Source organism: Leptospira langatensis (assembly GCF_004770615.1).
In the GTDB taxonomy this organism is placed as follows: Bacteria; Spirochaetota; Leptospiria; order Leptospirales; family Leptospiraceae; genus Leptospira_B; species Leptospira_B langatensis.
Genome location: NZ_RQER01000005.1, coordinates 128,238 through 144,745 on the forward strand (window position 1 = coordinate 128,238; position 16,508 = coordinate 144,745).

Here is a 16,508-nt window from a genome sequence, read left to right on the forward strand (position 1 = left end):
AATGCCTAAGAACTTTTTGTTTTACCAGTTTGGAATGAGAGGATCATTGGATAGAAATCTTTCGAAAACGCGATCCCGGCATGCGGGCGCTCTCGAGTATGCCGACTAAAGTCTTTAGTTCCCACAATCTATTCGATCTTTCGGAAGCTCTCTCTATTTCCCTGAAACAGGAGATCCGAGAGTCGGACGGACTCTATTCTCCCGTAGTCATTATCCCGAACAAGAGCATGGAGACCTGGCTGAACCTAGACCTGGTCCAAAGGTTCGGAGTGGTGTTCAATATCCGCTTCCTCTTCTTGGAGAAGATCCTAGAAGAACTATTACTCCAAAAATTCTCTCCTGAGATGGATCTGAGATCCAGACCTTTCCTCCGAGGCGAAGCTCAAAAATTCCAGATCTATGAGACCTTGCTCAAAAACCCGGAGATGATAAAAAAATATCCGTCTCTCAAAACCTATCTTCTTCCTGCGGATAGAAAGAATATCGATCCGATCCGTCTCTGGGATCTTTCCGGGCGGTTAGCAAAGTACTTTAAAGATTACGAATTACATCGTCAGGATTGGATCAAGAATTGGATCGGGGATCCGTATGCCATCCTTCGTTTGCCTGGAGAGGATATTTGGGAAGAGATAGCGACTCAATCCGAGATCTTCTTCTTTCAAAAAGAATTATATTCTCTGATCACTAAGTCTTCTTCCAAAGAAAGCCTGATCCAATACTCGATGAGAATGTTAGGAACTAAGGACAATCCGCTTGGCGCCTCTCACAATATATATTTGTTCGCGCTTTCCCAGCTCTCGAGTACATATGTTTCCATCTTTAGAAGCCTATTACCCGAAGTAGAGCTACGAGTCTTTCAATTCGGAGTTCCCGCTGACGAAACCGTAAGCGGATTGGGAAGAGATCAGATCTGTAGAGGTTGGGCGAACTCTTTTCGAGCGCTTCGAAAATCCTGGGTGAACGCAGACTCGGAATTCATAGAAGTATCAAGTCGCGAAAAGGAGAAAGATCCTAACGTTCTAAACGTATTTCAAAAATATTTAATATATGGGAAGGGTGGCGTCTCTCAAAAAGTCTCTCCCGACGAAAGCCTGCAAGTCATGGAGGCCCCTAGCAAACTGAGAGAAGTAGAAGCGGTCTTTCATCATATGCTCGCTCATCTTTCGGAGACCTCCGAGACTAAGCTGACTGATTTTGGGATCTTCTGCACGGATCTTTCGGCGTACCGACCCGCAATAGAATTTATTTTCGAAGGTGGGATCCTCACTAAAACAGGGAATCGGGCCCAAACCAAGACATTGCCGTATACGATCCGAGATGTGATCGCAGGAGATACGAGCAAATACCTGAATGCGATCTTATCCTTGTTCCCTCTTTTGTCCGGAAAAAGATCCAGAGCATCTCTTTTTTCTCTCTTCTTAAATCCTTGTTTCCAAGAGAGATGGGAATTGGACTCGTCGATCGTCAAGGAATGGGCTTCGTTTGCGGAAGACTTGGAATTGTACCAAGACGATTCCAAGGACGGCTCCCCTCTTTCATTCTCTTTTCGAAAAGGGTTTTTGCGTTTGGCGGTCGGAAATATTCTCTCCGATCTAGAGGAGGAAAATTCTCCCATCTCTCCGTATGATCCCGAGAGTCATTCTTCCGCAGTATGGATCGGAGTTTGGAAAAGGGTATCTTCTCTTTTGGATCGTTTTTCAGAGAAGTTAAACGATCCTAAGACTTCGGGAGAAGAATTGATCGATTCCCTCATTGCGCTTTTACGATCGATCCTTACTTCCCAAATCTCGGATCTAGATGAGAGTGAGATTGAAAAGGCGATCTTAGATTCCTTATTCGAATTGAGATCCATCTCTTGGGACACGAAGGACTCAAAGGATCGGATCCGATTCTTGGAAAAATTCTTAAAGCAATCTTCCGGAGAGATCCAGGTTAGAAAAGGCCAATATTTAACCGGAGGAATTACGGTCTCCGCGTTGCAGCCAATGCGACCCATTCCGTTCAAGCACGTATACGTTCTAGGTTTGGGGGAAGGATTATTCCCAGGCACAGACGATACTTCTTCGTTCAATCTTAGATATCTTTCTCCAAGAGAAGGAGATATAGGCCTAAGGGAGCTGAACCAATCCCTCTTGTATGAGACAATCTTGTCGGCTCGCGAAAGTCTGACCCTTTCCTTTGTCGCAGAAGACATTACAAAAGACGAAAGTATTGCTCCTTCTTCTTCTCTGCTTCTCTTGGAACAAGCATTGAAGGAGAATGTGTTGGTGCCGGAAGCAAGCGTTCGCATCCAAATTCCTTTAAATAAGCATAGTAGGGAATATTTCGAGCCTAAGGAGGCTTCTTCTCATAAGAATAACGAGAAGTTCTTAGCAAATTTCGATCTTTCCTCTTCTTTGATCTACGGAAAGAAGGAAGATAAGGATTTCTATTCCAAGAATGTGATGCAATCCTTGCGCTCTCCGGAAATTATCCCTAAGAAGCCAACCTTGGCTCAGGATTCTTTAGATTGGAATGAGCTAGTACGATTTGCTCGCTCTCCTCTTTCCTTTCATTTGCAAAAGCGATTCGGCCTGTATGTGGAAGAGATCTCAGAAACGGAATCTAAGAGAGAAGAACCGTTTCGTATCTCAGATGAGTTCGAATTCATGAACGATCTTTGGAACCATTCTCTGCAAAAACGTTCATCTTTGGAGTTAAAGGACTCTTTAGATCCGATCTATGGGCTTTGGGAAAAGAAAGGAAAGATCCCGAGAGGAGTCTTCGGCGACGCAGAATTCCTGATCAAAGCGGAAAAGATTGCAAAGATCTCGGATTCTCTCTCGGAAGAATTAGAAAATTCTAAAATTCTAACCGGGATCTCTTTTGGGGAATCCCCGAAACAAGGAGATCTTCTCCGTCTTTCTCCGATCTCTCTTCCTATCTCCGATGGGGCGAATATAAAGGTCGTCGGTTTGAAGGAAAATGTACTGCTCCGGAACGAAATGGATGGTAGTAATTCCCTTTTCTTAGTCTATCCGAACTCATCTAAGCGGTTGAAGAATTTGATTGAGCCTTTTCTACTTCAATGCCTACTTGATTCTTCTTCGGAGAAGAATATTCCAAAATCTGTATATGCGATCTTGGGGTACGGAGACAAACCTGTTATACTGAGAATGGATCGAGAAGGACAAGAATCCCTTAGGAAGGAGTTCTTATCGGATCTAGTAAAAGAATTCCTAAAGCCGTTTCTGTCCCTGGTTTCTCCAAGACTCTGGGAGGATTTTCCGGAGAGAGAAGAGTTAAAGGATTTGGATGCGGAGTCTTATCGAAAATTCGCGACTGAATACAAGGTTTGGGCAAGCCAATCCGTTCAATACGATCCCGAAACCTATTTGGATAGCGTGTTGAAACTCCTTCCTCATCCTCAAAAATATATTAACGAATCCGATTTTACGTTTTGTATGAAGATCTACCAATCCCTATCGAGTGTGCTTCATGTCGAAAAGTAAAATAGAAAGCGCCGGTTCGGGATCCTTTGCCGACGGGATCGATATCCGAAAGAACGGATTTATCGGAGCTTCCGCAGGAACGGGAAAGACGCATACGATCGTATTCTTAGTCTTAAAGATCTTACGAGATTCTTTTTTGTCCTCTCTCGAAACAAATGAGCCTCCTATCGGCATCGATTCCATTCTAGTATTGACCTTTACCGATAAGGCAGCATCCGAGTTGAGAGGAAGGATACGGGCAGAGGTCCGGAATAAGATCCAAGAATTGGAAAAGATCGAAAACCCTAGTTTAGAAAATTCTAAAGAACTAGAATACTTTTTGTTCCAATCTTCTCGTTTGGACCAGGCATATATTTCCACAATCCACGGATTTGCCCATAAGATCCTCCAAGAATATTCTTTGGAACTGGGACAGGGAGAGAACGCGGAATTGGTGGATGAATTCTCCGCAATATCAAAAGCACTCTATGCGAGAATGCGTTTGGAATTTCAGGATCGTTACCCAAGAGAACTCTTGCCCTATATACTGACTCAAGCAAACGATTCTTATAACGACGGTTTTGCCCGAACCACTTGGGAGAGTTTTGTGGCGAATCTTGCGGTAAAGAAAGTATCTTCGCCGGATTCCATAGAATTGCAGCCTAGACCGAAGGAGTTCCCGGATCTAGATCACATTAGAAATGTATTTCAGGAACTTTCGATTGCATTCCCGAAATTGCTCCAATCCCAAGAAGGGATCAAGAAGAAGGTACATGCGAGCACTTATAAGGCTCTTTCTTCTAGACAAGTTGAATTGCAAACGCTTCTACTTGAGATCAATCGTAAGAAAGGGAATTTTGATCCTCTTTCATTCACGCTAGTTTTAAAATCTATTTTGGATCTAAGAAGAAGCAAGAGCAAAGGCCTGGATGCTGTTCTTCTTACGGAAGATGAATTGAAGAATGCAAACTCGGAACCTTCTATCGCCGCGTATCGAATAGAAAAAGTTCAGTGGGAACGGATCTCCTCTCGTTTGGAAGCTCTGTATTCCACTCTCCCCTCGTTTATAGTTTCCTTGGTGGAAGATATCGCTTCTGATTCGGTGCAACTTAAGTCGGAGGAGAACTCGATCACGTACGGGGACATGATCCTTAAACTTTCTGAGGCTCTTTCTTCTCATCCTAGTTTTATAGAAACTTTAAGAAGAAGGTTCCGTTTCGGGATCATAGACGAATTTCAGGATACGGATCCGGAACAATATCATATTTTCAGAATACTCTTTTTAGAGAAGGAGCCGAGCTCCGTTCGGGGCGGGAGTCTCTTCTTGATCGGGGATGCAAAACAGTCCATTTACGGTTTCAGAGGAGCAGACCTAGGCACGTATCTTTCCGCAAAACAAGAGTACGATACGAACGGTGCTTTTTCGGACTCTTCTATCGTATATCCGGAGCTGGACACGAACCGAAGATCCTTGCCGGAGTTGATCTCTTCTTATAATACTCTGTTCTCTTCCGCAAACGGGGATTGGTTCCCTATCCTAGAAGAAGGTTTTCCGCCTATCTCTTATCGAGAAGTCCATGCTCCCGAGGTCGCAGGAAAGGCAGTTTTGTATTCCGACAAAAGTGATAGAGCCGCTCTTAATGCGTTTCGTCTTTCGAAAGAAGCAAGTTCGGAAAGGATGAAGGAAGAGTATTCTAAATTCTTGGCGGAAGAGATCTTGCATTTGGTTTCGGAGAGATCCGATATCTCTTGGAAGAAGGATACGAATCCTAACGTTCCGGAAAAGATCCGTTGGTCCGATATTGCGGTGCTGATCCGAGGCTGGAACGATGCAGAACTTCTGCAGAGACAATTCAGGACCAGAGGGATTCCATACACATACCATAAGCAAGCCGGACTGTATAGATCGGGAGAAGCGATCCGTATTAGGGAAATCTTATCTTGTTTGGACCAAGAAGGAAGCAGGGATTCGTTTTATAAACTGTTGGTTTCCGATCTGTTTTGTATTTCTCCGGAGGATCTGCAAAATTACGAAGAGTATCCGATCGAGTCGGGAGAGAAACGTCTCTTGGAATCCTGGAGAAGGTTCGCAAGAAAACGGGACTATCCGGGGCTATTTCGTTCTTTACTAACGGAGAGTATGTTAGCCTCCCCTTTGGAAAACGAATCGTTGCAGGATTGGGAAAGAAAGATCACGAACTTCCGACAGTTATTCTTCTTCTTATCCGAAAAGGCTTCTAAGAGCGATCTATCCTTGTCCGAACTAGTTTCGTATTTAGAATCCAAGATCGTCTCCGAAGAAGAGGAAGATGATTATCTGGAGAGAGACTCCGAAGAGGATCGAGTCAAGATACTTACCATGCATGCATGTAAGGGACTCGAATTCCCTATCGTTTTCCTATTCGGCGGATTTTCAGGTTGGGGAAATACTAAAAAGAAATTCTCGGAATACAGATCGGATCTTGTTTCTTCCGAGGGAGAAAAGATCAGTAAGCGCATCTTGGATCTGGAAAATAAGAAAGAAGAGACTTCCGTAATCAATCAGATAAACGAGGACAAACGCTTGTACTATGTTGCCGTAACTCGCGCAATGTATAAGTTTTATTTTCCGTTACTTGCAGAAGAAGATAAAAAACGTCCTTTAGAATTATTCAGAAAATCCTTCCAAGTGGCCTTGCATTCTTTTCCACCCTCTTCTTCGGTTGCGATCATCCACGAAAAGGAAAGAGGTTCATACGAGTCAGAATGGATCCAAAAAGGAGGAACGTTAGTCGGCATAAACCCATCTGCTACGAGGGAAGTCCTGCAAAAGACGAGTCGTTCCATTGCGATCTGGCCGGACCAAGCAGAAAGAAGGAAGATCCAGCTTGAAAGCTATTCTTCTTTGGATCTGTTTTTCCAAGAAGAAGGTAAGGCCTTCCATTTGGACGAAACTAGATCGTTCAAGACAGATGAGGAACCGGTTGCGATCACCGTCTTACAGAACGATCTTCCTTCTTCCAATCAAATGGGGAATCTTTTGCATCAGATCTTAGAGACGGCGGATTTTAATATTTATCAGAAGACAGCTTCTCCTGAAAAACTCCCTAAGGAAATTAAGAAATCATATAAAGATATTCTAAAGTCTTACGGTTATGGGAATAGCGAAGATCAATTGGAATTCTTTGCGGATCGGATTGGGTTCTTCCTTTGGAATAGCTTGAGAACTCCCCTTCCGGATCTGCAAAATAGTATCTCTCTTTCTCAGATCAAAGCGAAGGATAGAAGGCATGAAGTCGACTTTTTCCTAAAGGTTCCGGAACAAAAAGGCGGGTCCGATCTTTTGAAAGGAACCCTGGACTTGATCTTCTACCAAGAAGGAAAGTATTGGATCCTGGACTGGAAGTCTAATCGTTTGGAATCCCATTATTCCATCGATCCTTATTCGGAAGCACATCTAAAAGAAAAGGTAGAAGGGACCTATTCTTTGCAACTTGCGATCTATTCCGTGGTACTGGACGACTGGCTTAAATTCAAATATGGAGACGAATATGATCCGGGACTTTTAGGAGGAATGTACTTCTTATTCTTAAGAGGAGCAGATGAAAAGATGCCTGGCAATGGGATCTTCTTCCAGAAATTAGATCCCGGCTTTGTGCAGGATTCCAGAAAAAAGATCCAAGAAACCTTGTCCCTGAAGAATCTCTACTCGGGAGAAAAAGAATGAAAGAAGAGACTTTAGAAGAAGTTTTGGATTCCGAGTATGCGAGTTTTCTGACCGAGGAGCTCTCTATCTATTCAAAGGGGATTCAAAAGGAAACTTTATATGATCTGAATCTTGCTCTGATCCGAGCCTCTAAGAAAGGAAGCCTCGCTATTCCGTATGAGAAATCGGATGCTTCTCTTGGGATCTTCTTCCAAGAGAGAAATGGATTATTATATTATAATAAAGTATTTCATCAACTGAACGGAGTAGAGCGAGGTTTCGGAAAATTATTGGATCTTTCCTTAGAGACGGAGCAGAGTGATAAGATCCAAGATGTATTCCAAGAGTTGACCCAAACAAATCCTCTCTCCATCCGAAAAGGATCTCAAGAATTCATTCTCTGCGGAGAAGGAGAACAAAAAGAAGCCTTGGAGAGCGCTCTTAAGAATCCTTTCTTCGTTCTGACCGGAGGCCCGGGCACAGGAAAGACCACGGTGATCACCAATATGATCCGAGGACTTCTTCGTTTAGGATATAGATCGGACCAGATCGGTCTTGCGGCTCCAACAGGAAGAGCGGCTCAAAGATTAAAAGAATCCTTAGAAACCACCCTCTCCCATGTGAAACAAAGGAATGAATTGGATGATTCTATTTTGGGGATCCCGGCGTCCACTCTACATAGATTATTGGAATACAATCCACGTAGGAGGTCCTACAAGTACAAAGAGGATTTTCCACTTCCCTACAGTGTGATCATCGTGGACGAGGTCTCCATGGTCGATCTGAACATGATGTATCGATTGATGAAAGCGGTGCCTTTCTTCCGAAAGGAATTTCGGCTCATCCTGCTCGGGGATTCCAATCAATTGCCTAGTGTGGATGCAGGCGCCATTCTTTCGGATCTAGTGGGATCCTTGGCGCAGAGAAAGTCCAAGAACCTAGTTGCCTTGCAAACGAGTCGTCGTCAAGAGCAGGAATCCGTTTCTATATCAAGAGCAGCTAACGTATGCATGAGCGATCCTGTTTCTATTTCCGGGTTCTTGCAGAATTCCCGGGGAAAAGTATCGGTTTCCTCTTCTTCTTTTCAAAAAGAAGTACTGGAAAAGCAAGGATTCTTTCAGTTAGAGCTGGATCTACGCAAAGAATGGAATTTGTTCCTAAAGAGAATGGCGGAAGATCTGATCCTTCCTCAGTTAAAGCATTTGCCGAACCCGACGAATTCTTCGGAGGTCCAGGAATATCTGAGTAAGGATATCAATCGCTCTAAGATTCTGACTATTCTTAGGAATGGGATATATGGAAGTGAAAGGATCAACTCGGAACTGACCCGTATCCTTCTCTCTCATCGAAAGGAAAGAGTAGCGAATATTGGCAACCGATTGTATTTTGCGGGGATGCCTATTATGATCACTCGGAATGATCGGGTCAGAGGTGTATTTAACGGAGATACTGGGGTTGTGCTAGAGTTAGAAACTCCGAACGGAGAAAAAGAACTCAGGGCATTATTCGTGATCGACGGTCAGATCCGGGACTTCGCGTTAGACACTCTTCCTCCCCACGAACCTGCATTCGCGATCACCGTACATAAATCACAGGGCTCGGAGTACGAATCCGTATTCATCGTTTATCCTCCCGATCCTAAAGAAGAAGGAACGGATCTCTCTCTGGAACTATTCCGGAAAGAGATCCTATATACCGCCTTAACTCGAGCAAAAAGATCCGTATTCCTAGCGGCAGAAGATAAGCTTTTGGAATATTCTTTGCAAAACCGATCCGATCGTCTCACCGGATTCCAGTTAGACTGATCCATAACGCCATGATATTCCCCATCTCTCGAGTGGAGCACATTCAGTTTTACTTATGCGTTCTGGTATAGACCCCGTCCCAGGAGTCAGGCGGAGGAGTCTTTTTGTATTCCTTACAACGTTCCACAAGGATCTGGACTGCCTTATCCTCGCCATTGCTGTTTGCCTTTTCGGAATCCTTGAACTTTTTGATCGCAAGATCCCATTTGCGTTCCAAGTAAAGAGCTAAGCCTTCTTCATAGGCGCCGACGAGTTCTTTGCGGGCGGAATTGACCCCTTTCAGTTCGGAAATTGCCTCGTACAAGATGACCGGTTCATTCTTTCCTTTGACTCGAACCAGATCCAATTTACGAGTAAAGATATGATCCTTGATCTCCATATGCACAGCATCCGAAACTAAAATAGAGACCCCATAATCCTTTCCTGCCGCTTCTAAACGAGCCGCAAGATTGACCGTATCTCCCATCATTGTATAAGAAGCTAACGCGTCCGTTCCCATGAAGCCAACTTTTGCGAGTCCGGTATTCAATCCGATCCGGATCTTCATGTCTCTTGCTTCCGGAATGTATTTATGGGATTTTTTCCAACCAGCTTTCAGTTCTTCCAGCTTGCCAATCATTTTCAGAGACGCTTTGGTCGCTTTGAGGCAATGTGTATCCACTTCCACAGGAGCGTTGAAGATCCCTACGATCGCATCGCCGATATACTTATCCAATACACCTTCGTGTTCTTTTAGAATAAGGGTCATCGCGGAAAGATATTCGTTCAATAATTCTGCAAGTTCTACCGAGCTTAGCTTTTCGCTAATATCCGAAAAGCCAGCCACATCCGAGAAGAATGCGGTCACCCTTTTCTCAGAACCTCGTTTCAGTGCGGCAAGGTCCTTCATTGCCTCTCCGATCACAACCGGATCGATCATGCTCCCTAGAATGCCTTTGATCTTTTCTCTTTCTCGTAGACCGGTTACCATTTGGTTGAGTGCGACAGATAGATTTCCGAACTCGTCGCTTCCTCCCGGCTCGAACTCTACGTTGAGATCTCCCTTCCCTACTTGCTCTGCGTTGCGAATGAGTCGTTTGATCCTTTGTACTACGAAACCTGATATGAATACTGCTAAGAAAATGGAGAACCCAGTGATCCCCAATGCGGAGAGCACTGCTCTGTCCCGATTGCTTCGAATCGATTCTAATCCTTCTGTTCGATCTACGATCGTGCGAATGATCCCTGCGAAATTAGAAGAGAGCACAACGCTAGGTAGGTCGTCCAAGGTCTCCGAAAGCAAAGGAGTGGAGTCAAGTTTCCAAAGGATCTGTTCGGCTTCCGTTCTACTATTCCCTATGATCCCATCTTGGAATAATGCTTTTAATTTAGGAGTGGGAGTCTCGCTTTCTCCCGCGTAGATCCATTCTCTCAGGGAGTTCCATCTTTTCTCGAAGAGCTCCTTTCCTTCTTCGGATTGCACCGATCTAGAGTAATCGGAACCGTCCGGTCTGAATCTCAAAAGGATCTGATCCTCCAAAGCGGAGTTGCGAATGGAACCGATGGCCTCTACTTGCAGTTCCTCTTCTTCTTTAGAAGGATTGTTTCTCAAATAGGTCGCATAGAGAAGATTTCGTTTGCGGACAAGGCTTGCATACTTCGCATATTCGGCCTTGAACTCTTTATCCTTGAATGGAGGAATGGGCGGCTTCTTCTCCTTTAGGTGCTTGAGCCTTGCATCTAAGAGTGGAGGTATCTTGGAGAGTTCGGTCAGGATCTCCCCTTCTTCTTGCAGGTAACCGTTCCAGGCTCCTAAATTCCCTCGTTTCGATTCTACGAGCCTAGCCCTTTCAGTAGATGCAGGATTTCTAAAATGCGGGGAATACAATGCCTGCAATTCCAGATTGTTTTGTTGGAAGGAAGTGGCCGGAACTTCCGCCATGATACCTGCTCCATCTATAAGAGAGGATAAGGCGCCTTTCAGTCCTTCTTCTAGATTGTCCTGCATAGGAGCCTGGTTTAAAGGAGACTCCGAATCGAAGATCTGAGTGTCCAAGGTAGGCTCGGAAGCTTCTCCCGGAATGATACCCGAAAGAGGAAAGGTCTGTAGTCGAAACCTTCCGGTATCCAAGCCCAGGTCCTTGATCTTTCTCTTTTTGGATTCGGCCAGGATCGTAACGATATTCTCATCCAACTCGGATCTGAGTTTTCTGGAGAGAAGTGACTTTTTACGAAGTTCCTCCTCTGCGGCGGAGATCTCCGTTTGGTCCGGTTTCTCTTGGTTTTCCTTTAATTCAGAAAGTCTTTTTCGGATGATGCCTATTTCTCTGTCAGCGAAAACGAATTTCTTTGCCATGAACTGCAAACGAGAAAATTCCTTGTCGGTGATCGGTTTTTCTCCGCCAAGTTGGAGCTGTTGTCGGATCGTTTTTTCGAGTACCTGGATATCGTCTTTGGACAGATAGGTGGAATAATACGTGTCTAACTTCTTATGGACTTTATTTTTTCCTAATGCTCCAAATAGGCTCGTCTTGATCCCGAAAAGAGAGACTTGATTTTCCCGGACTAGGGTTTTGGTCGTTTTATATTTTTTTAATGCTTCTGTCTGTTTACTGACCCGGTCCCGGAATTCCTCGATACGGATCAAGCTCTGGGAAATATTGTCCAATTCCAAGACTAAGGAAGAGATGTATTTTCGGGAAATAGCAGCTTCTCTATCGTAACTTTCGGTGAGGATCGCAGTTTGCTGTCTTACGTAAATAACAGAGAGAATGAAAATGGTGAGTACGATCAAACTTCCCGTGAAGATCGCGAGTTTGGCCCGTATCCCTGAATAAAATACCTTCGGAAGAAGAAGAAATGCGTCGAGTATGCGTTTGGCGATTGACGGGCGTTCCGAACTATTTTTATTCATATAGAAACTGCGCCAGTCCGAATTTTTCTGGCAAGCATATTAACTGGAAATTTCTTTATAGAGATTTCGGATCTTAGAACAATTTTTCGTAGCTTGCCGTTCTGTAGTCTGCGGTCAGGTAGAATGTGTGAGAACAAGCAGGACAACGATAATTCCCTTTGCCTCGTACTCTTAGGATCTGCAAACAAGCAGGACAGGCCGCAGTACTTTCCACGACCTGGGTCTGTTGGCCGTCCGATTTTGCGGAAAGAAGATAGGCTTTTGCTTCTTCTCTAGTAGTAAAATACGGGATGGTCGAACTGACTCCTAAACGATCCCAATCTTTGGTCAAGGCTTCGGATAAACTACAGGCGGCGTAGATAGAAGTTGCGTGAGAAAGAGAGGAGTTTTTCAAGGAGGTCAAGCCTGCCTCATCCCAGTCTTGTAACTCTCTTGCGTCCAATAAGATCCTATGCGGAATATTGTGTAGGACATCGTCCGTCTTTTCACGAAAGGTGCTTCCGAGAATGGAATCCAGTTTGCCCTGAAGATTGACGATTAATTCTTTCACGAGAGTTAAAGACCTATTGAGCTTCGATCTGGTACCGGTTTTCGGCAACCTAAAAAATTCCCAAAAAGATTGGACTTTTCCTCTTTCAGACATTTTTTTTACTTAATGGGTCAATGGAATCGTCGTAGTCTTCTTTTCCCTCTCGACTTGTTCTTCATGGTGCTCTCTTATTTTCTAGCGCACCTGATCCGATTCGAATCCTTAGGTTTTTTGAATCGTCCCGAAGATTTTCTCATCCCACTTTGTATCGTAGTACTATGCAGATCTGTAGTATTCTTGTTTTCGAATATATACAGATCCATCTGGGCCTACGCTTCCATCCATGATCTGGTGGAGATCATCAAGACTACTGTTCTTTCTTCTCTTATTTCCAATACCGCATTACTCTTCTATAACGGTTTCGAGCATCTCTCTAGAATGATCCCGGTGATCGACACCCTTCTTCTTTTGGGATTTCTCTGCATCCGAAGTCTTTCTTGGAGACTAGTACGAGATCAATACATTCTCAGGAAGAAACAGGGAGTAGGAATTCCCACATTGATCCTAGGCGCCGGAAAAACAGGAGCGACCCTTCTTACCGAATTAAGAAGGCATAACGATCTGAACCTGAATCCAATCGCTCTATTGGATGACGATGAGAGTAAACTAGGAGCTCATATCCAAGGAGTTCCGGTCCTAGGAAAGATCGATCTTGCCGAGGAACTCATTCGTTCTCTCGGGATACAGAAAGTACTCATCGCATTCCATCATCCGGACGGGAAACTGATCGGAAAACTGATCAAAACCTTCGAATCCACCCATGTGGACTTCAAGATCCTTCCCTCTCTCGGTTCTTTGTTCTTCGATCCACCCAAGATCCAGCAATTGAGGGAGATCCGGGTAGAAGACGTACTAGGTAGACCTGTAGTCGACTTGGAGATAGAATCCATCCGTTCCTATATCGCAGGAAAGACAATCGTGATCACCGGAGCGGGAGGATCGATCGGTAGCGAGCTTTGCAGACAGGTGGCGGTGTTCCATCCTTCCAAAATGATCCTACTGGATTCTGCCGAAACCCCGCTGTACGAGATCGACTACGAGCTCAGAAAAGTATTTAAGGATTCCGGAATACAGTTCAAAGCAGTGGTTGCGGATATAAAGAACCCTTCTCGTATTTCTTCCGTGTTCGAAGCGAATCGTCCTCAGGTGGTATTCCATTCTGCCGCCTACAAGCATGTGCCTATGATGGAGAGCAATGCTTCCGAGGCCGTTTTAAATAATGTACTAGGGACCAAGAACTTAGCCGATATCTCTCGCGCTACAGGTGTAGAACGTTTCGTTTTGATTTCCACAGACAAGGCAGTGAATCCAGTGAATATTATGGGTGCTTCCAAAAGAGTTGCGGAACTATATTTGCAGACCATTTCGCCCGAGACAAAGACCAAATTCATCACTGTGCGTTTCGGGAATGTATTAGGCTCCAGCGGTTCCGTTATCCCTCGTTTCCGGGAACAGATCGGGAACGGCGGACCTGTAACTGTGACTCATCCTGATATTATCCGTTACTTCATGACCATACCGGAAGCGACCCAGCTCGTGCTCCAAGCAGGAGCCATGGGAGAAAAGGAAGAGATCTTTCTCTTAGATATGGGAGAGCCCATCCGGATCTTGAGTTTGGCGGAGGACATGATCCGTCTCTCCGGCTTTCGACCTTATACGGATATTGCGATCGTGTTCACAGGACTTCGACCGGGAGAAAAACTCTTCGAAGAACTGCTGTTAGATATGGAAGGAATTAAAAAAACACATCATCCTAAAATCAGGATTGCAGCTCCCTTAGAGGATAGAGATCCTAGCAGCTTCCAGGCTAGGTTCCAGGCGCTGATCGACGCTGCCAGAGCGGATCGGGAAGAAGAGATCTTCTCCTGTTTTAAGGCCTTGGTTCCTGAATACAGAACTCATAAGGATTATATCAGCGAGGAAGCTTCTCGCAAGATCGAAACGAATGGATAATCCGAATTTAGAAGACATACAGGCGCTTCGCGAATTCAAAAAACAACTTTTCTCAGTATATTGGGAAAGGTTCGGCACCTTCTATGTACATGCAATGCCCCATCCGGATCTGAAAATAGGCAAACGAGGACTCGTGGGCGAAGAGCCCGAATCCGGCATTATCCTAGTCATAGGCCCGCGCGCCGCCAGGGATATCCGCATCGAAGAAGAATGGGTCTATGCAGAACTGCAATTCGGTTATACTTGGGAAGAAGTCTTTCTTCCTTGGGATTCCATCTTCCGATATTTTGATAAGTCTCAGCAGACTGTGACCCAGATGCGAATCTTCTTAGGAAAGGTAGAGGTGCCTTCTTCCAAACCGGAAGCTCCTAAAGAAGAAATAACGGACGAAGCATCCAGATCGGAGACTTCTTCTAAGAGTAAGAAACGAAAAGATAATGTAATCCAAGTCGACTTCGGGAGTAAATCTAAGAAATGAGCAAATACAAATGGTTTGTTGCCGGAGACCTAGACGGGTTCTTCGGGTTAATGATCGATAACCTGATCCAAATACTGGTTCTAGTCGGGTTATGTATCGGACTCTGCGGAATGCCGCAAGAATTCGTGTTTAGTGTCGTGATCCCTGGAGCGGCAATTTCTCTCTTAGTCGGAAATGTTTTCTATGCCTGGCAGGCCGCGAGACTTGCTCATTCGGAAAACAGAAGCGATGTGACCGCACTTCCTTACGGGATCAATACGGTTTCCTTGTTTGCATTCGTGTTCTTTGTGATGTTCCCGGTCTACCAAAAGACAAACAGTTATAAGGCGGCCTGGTCTATCGGACTACTTGCTAGCTTTATCTCCGGTCTCATCGAATTCTTAGGAGCGTTCGTCGCGGAGAAGATCAGAAAGGCGACTCCTAGAGCGGCTCTTCTTTCCGCACTTGCAGGGATCGCACTTACTTTCATCTCCATGGATTTCTTGGTAAGAACCTTTTTGAATCCATTGGTAGCATTCATTCCTTTCGGGATCATTCTACTCCAGTATTTTGGGAAAGTGGTCTTTCCATTCAAGATCCCCGGAGGATTGATCTCTGTGATCGCAGGTACCTTACTTGCTTGGTATTCTCCTTATTTCTCGGGAAGGACTTTAATGGATGCGGATGCGTTACGCTCTTCTTGGAACATAGGGCTCTATCTTCCGATTTGGAGCGGAGGAGAATTATTCTCTGCCTGGGGGCATGCGGACATTAGAGAATACCTTTCTATCATTCTACCCATGGGAATATTCAACGTGATCGGTTCCTTGCAGAACATAGAATCCGCAGAGGCCGCAGGAGATAAATTCAATACTCGCAATTCTCTCATGGTAAATGGACTCGGGACCATGGTTGGATCCCTTTTCGGATCTCCCTTCCCTACAACCATCTATATAGGACATCCAGGCTGGAAGGCTCTTGGTGCAAGAGCAGGATATTCTAGCTTGAACGGAGTGTTCATGACCCTGGTCGCGTTCTTGGGACTCATCGGATTCGTTTCCAAACTCATTCCTGTCGAGGCGGGAATGGCGATCGTTCTCTGGATCGGGATCGTGATCGGAGCACAAGCATTCGAAGCGACACCGACTCGACATGCACCAGCAGTGGTGATCGGACTTCTTCCTGCGTTAGCAGGCTGGGGAGTATTGCTGATCCAAAGCGCATTCAATTATGCGGATCCGATCCTCTCTAAGGCGATCGAAGGAACGACAGCCGCTTCTATGACCCCGAATATTTGGTTGTCTTCCGTGCCTTTGGACCAACCCATCTTTCCGTATTCATTAGCGGGACTCTTGAGCCTTTCCCAAGGATTCTTATTATCTGCCATGGTATGGGCCTCTATCGCTACTTTCGTGATCGATCGGGATTTCAAGAAGGCGATCATCGCAAGTTTAGCAGGAGTTTTACTCGCTGCCACCGGATTTATCCATGCATACGCCTTGCGGGGAAATGCAATTATCACGCCATTTGAGCTAAACTTTGGTCCATTTGTGCAAGGATATCTATTACTTGCAGGACTTTTTCTATTGGCTTCCTTCTTGAAAAAGGAACCAAGATCGGTCTAAGAATTACCGGAAATTTAGAAGACCGGGGAGT

At 44.9% G+C, this 16,508-nt stretch carries 8 protein-coding genes; 6 read left to right on the forward strand and 2 right to left on the reverse strand.

The genetic code is table 11. From position 1 onward, the window contains the following. The first annotated feature begins 98 nt into the window (after positions 1-98). Genes EHO57_RS08570 through recD form a run of 3 tightly spaced genes read left to right on the forward strand, consistent with a single transcriptional unit; the run spans position 99 to position 8,960 of the window. On the forward strand, positions 99-3,491 hold the full coding sequence (locus tag EHO57_RS08570) for an exodeoxyribonuclease V subunit gamma (RefSeq protein ID WP_135646640.1): 3,393 nt from the start codon (positions 99-101) through the stop codon (positions 3,489-3,491). Further along, the gene (locus tag EHO57_RS08575) at positions 3,478-7,176 is read left to right on the forward strand and encodes a UvrD-helicase domain-containing protein (protein ID WP_135646641.1); all 3,699 of its coding nucleotides are present in this window, start codon (positions 3,478-3,480) and stop codon (positions 7,174-7,176) included. Before EHO57_RS08570 ends, EHO57_RS08575 begins: the two co-directional genes overlap by 14 nt. Beyond that, positions 7,173-8,960 (forward strand): exodeoxyribonuclease V subunit alpha, encoded by a 1,788-nt coding sequence (recD, locus tag EHO57_RS08580; RefSeq protein WP_135646642.1) that lies wholly within the window; start codon positions 7,173-7,175, stop codon positions 8,958-8,960. Before EHO57_RS08575 ends, recD begins: the two co-directional genes overlap by 4 nt. A 49-nt stretch (positions 8,961-9,009) precedes the next feature. On the opposite strand, the gene EHO57_RS08585 is transcribed toward recD, so the two are convergent. Continuing rightward, positions 9,010-11,853, reverse strand: coding sequence for an adenylate/guanylate cyclase domain-containing protein (locus EHO57_RS08585; protein WP_135646643.1), 2,844 nt, complete (start codon positions 11,851-11,853; stop codon positions 9,010-9,012). A gap of 73 nt (positions 11,854-11,926) precedes the next feature. Further along, complete coding sequence (locus EHO57_RS08590) at positions 11,927-12,403, reverse strand: STAS domain-containing protein (protein ID WP_135646644.1); 477 nt, start codon at positions 12,401-12,403, stop codon at positions 11,927-11,929. Positions 12,404-12,508: 105 nt separating this feature from the next. On the opposite strand from EHO57_RS08590, the gene EHO57_RS08595 reads away from it, so the two are divergent. Genes EHO57_RS08595 through EHO57_RS08605 form a run of 3 tightly spaced genes read left to right on the forward strand, consistent with a single transcriptional unit; the run spans position 12,509 to position 16,477 of the window. Beyond that, the gene (locus EHO57_RS08595; protein WP_135646645.1) at positions 12,509-14,395 is read left to right on the forward strand and encodes a polysaccharide biosynthesis protein; all 1,887 of its coding nucleotides are present in this window, start codon (positions 12,509-12,511) and stop codon (positions 14,393-14,395) included. After that, positions 14,388-14,873 (forward strand): ClpXP protease specificity-enhancing factor SspB, encoded by a 486-nt coding sequence (locus EHO57_RS08600; protein ID WP_135646646.1) that lies wholly within the window; start codon positions 14,388-14,390, stop codon positions 14,871-14,873. Before EHO57_RS08595 ends, EHO57_RS08600 begins: the two co-directional genes overlap by 8 nt. Next, positions 14,870-16,477, forward strand: coding sequence for an NCS2 family permease (locus EHO57_RS08605; RefSeq protein WP_135646647.1), 1,608 nt, complete (start codon positions 14,870-14,872; stop codon positions 16,475-16,477). The genes EHO57_RS08600 and EHO57_RS08605 overlap by 4 nt, the downstream gene beginning before the upstream one ends. Positions 16,478-16,508 lie beyond the last annotated feature (31 nt).

Bases quoted from the DNA above. Each gene is read 5' to 3' on its own strand.
- EHO57_RS08585 (WP_135646643.1), bottom strand. From the start codon at position 11,853: ATGAATAAAAATAGTTCGGAACGCCCGTCAATCGCCAAACGCATACTC.
- EHO57_RS08595 (WP_135646645.1), top strand. From the start codon at position 12,509: ATGGGTCAATGGAATCGTCGTAGTCTTCTTTTCCCTCTCGACTTGTTC.
- EHO57_RS08600 (WP_135646646.1), top strand. From the start codon at position 14,388: ATGGATAATCCGAATTTAGAAGACATACAGGCGCTTCGCGAATTCAAA.
- EHO57_RS08575 (WP_135646641.1), top strand. From the start codon at position 3,478: ATGTCGAAAAGTAAAATAGAAAGCGCCGGTTCGGGATCCTTTGCCGAC.
- EHO57_RS08605 (WP_135646647.1), top strand. From the start codon at position 14,870: ATGAGCAAATACAAATGGTTTGTTGCCGGAGACCTAGACGGGTTCTTC.
- EHO57_RS08570 (WP_135646640.1), top strand. From the start codon at position 99: ATGCCGACTAAAGTCTTTAGTTCCCACAATCTATTCGATCTTTCGGAA.
- recD (WP_135646642.1), top strand. From the start codon at position 7,173: ATGAAAGAAGAGACTTTAGAAGAAGTTTTGGATTCCGAGTATGCGAGT.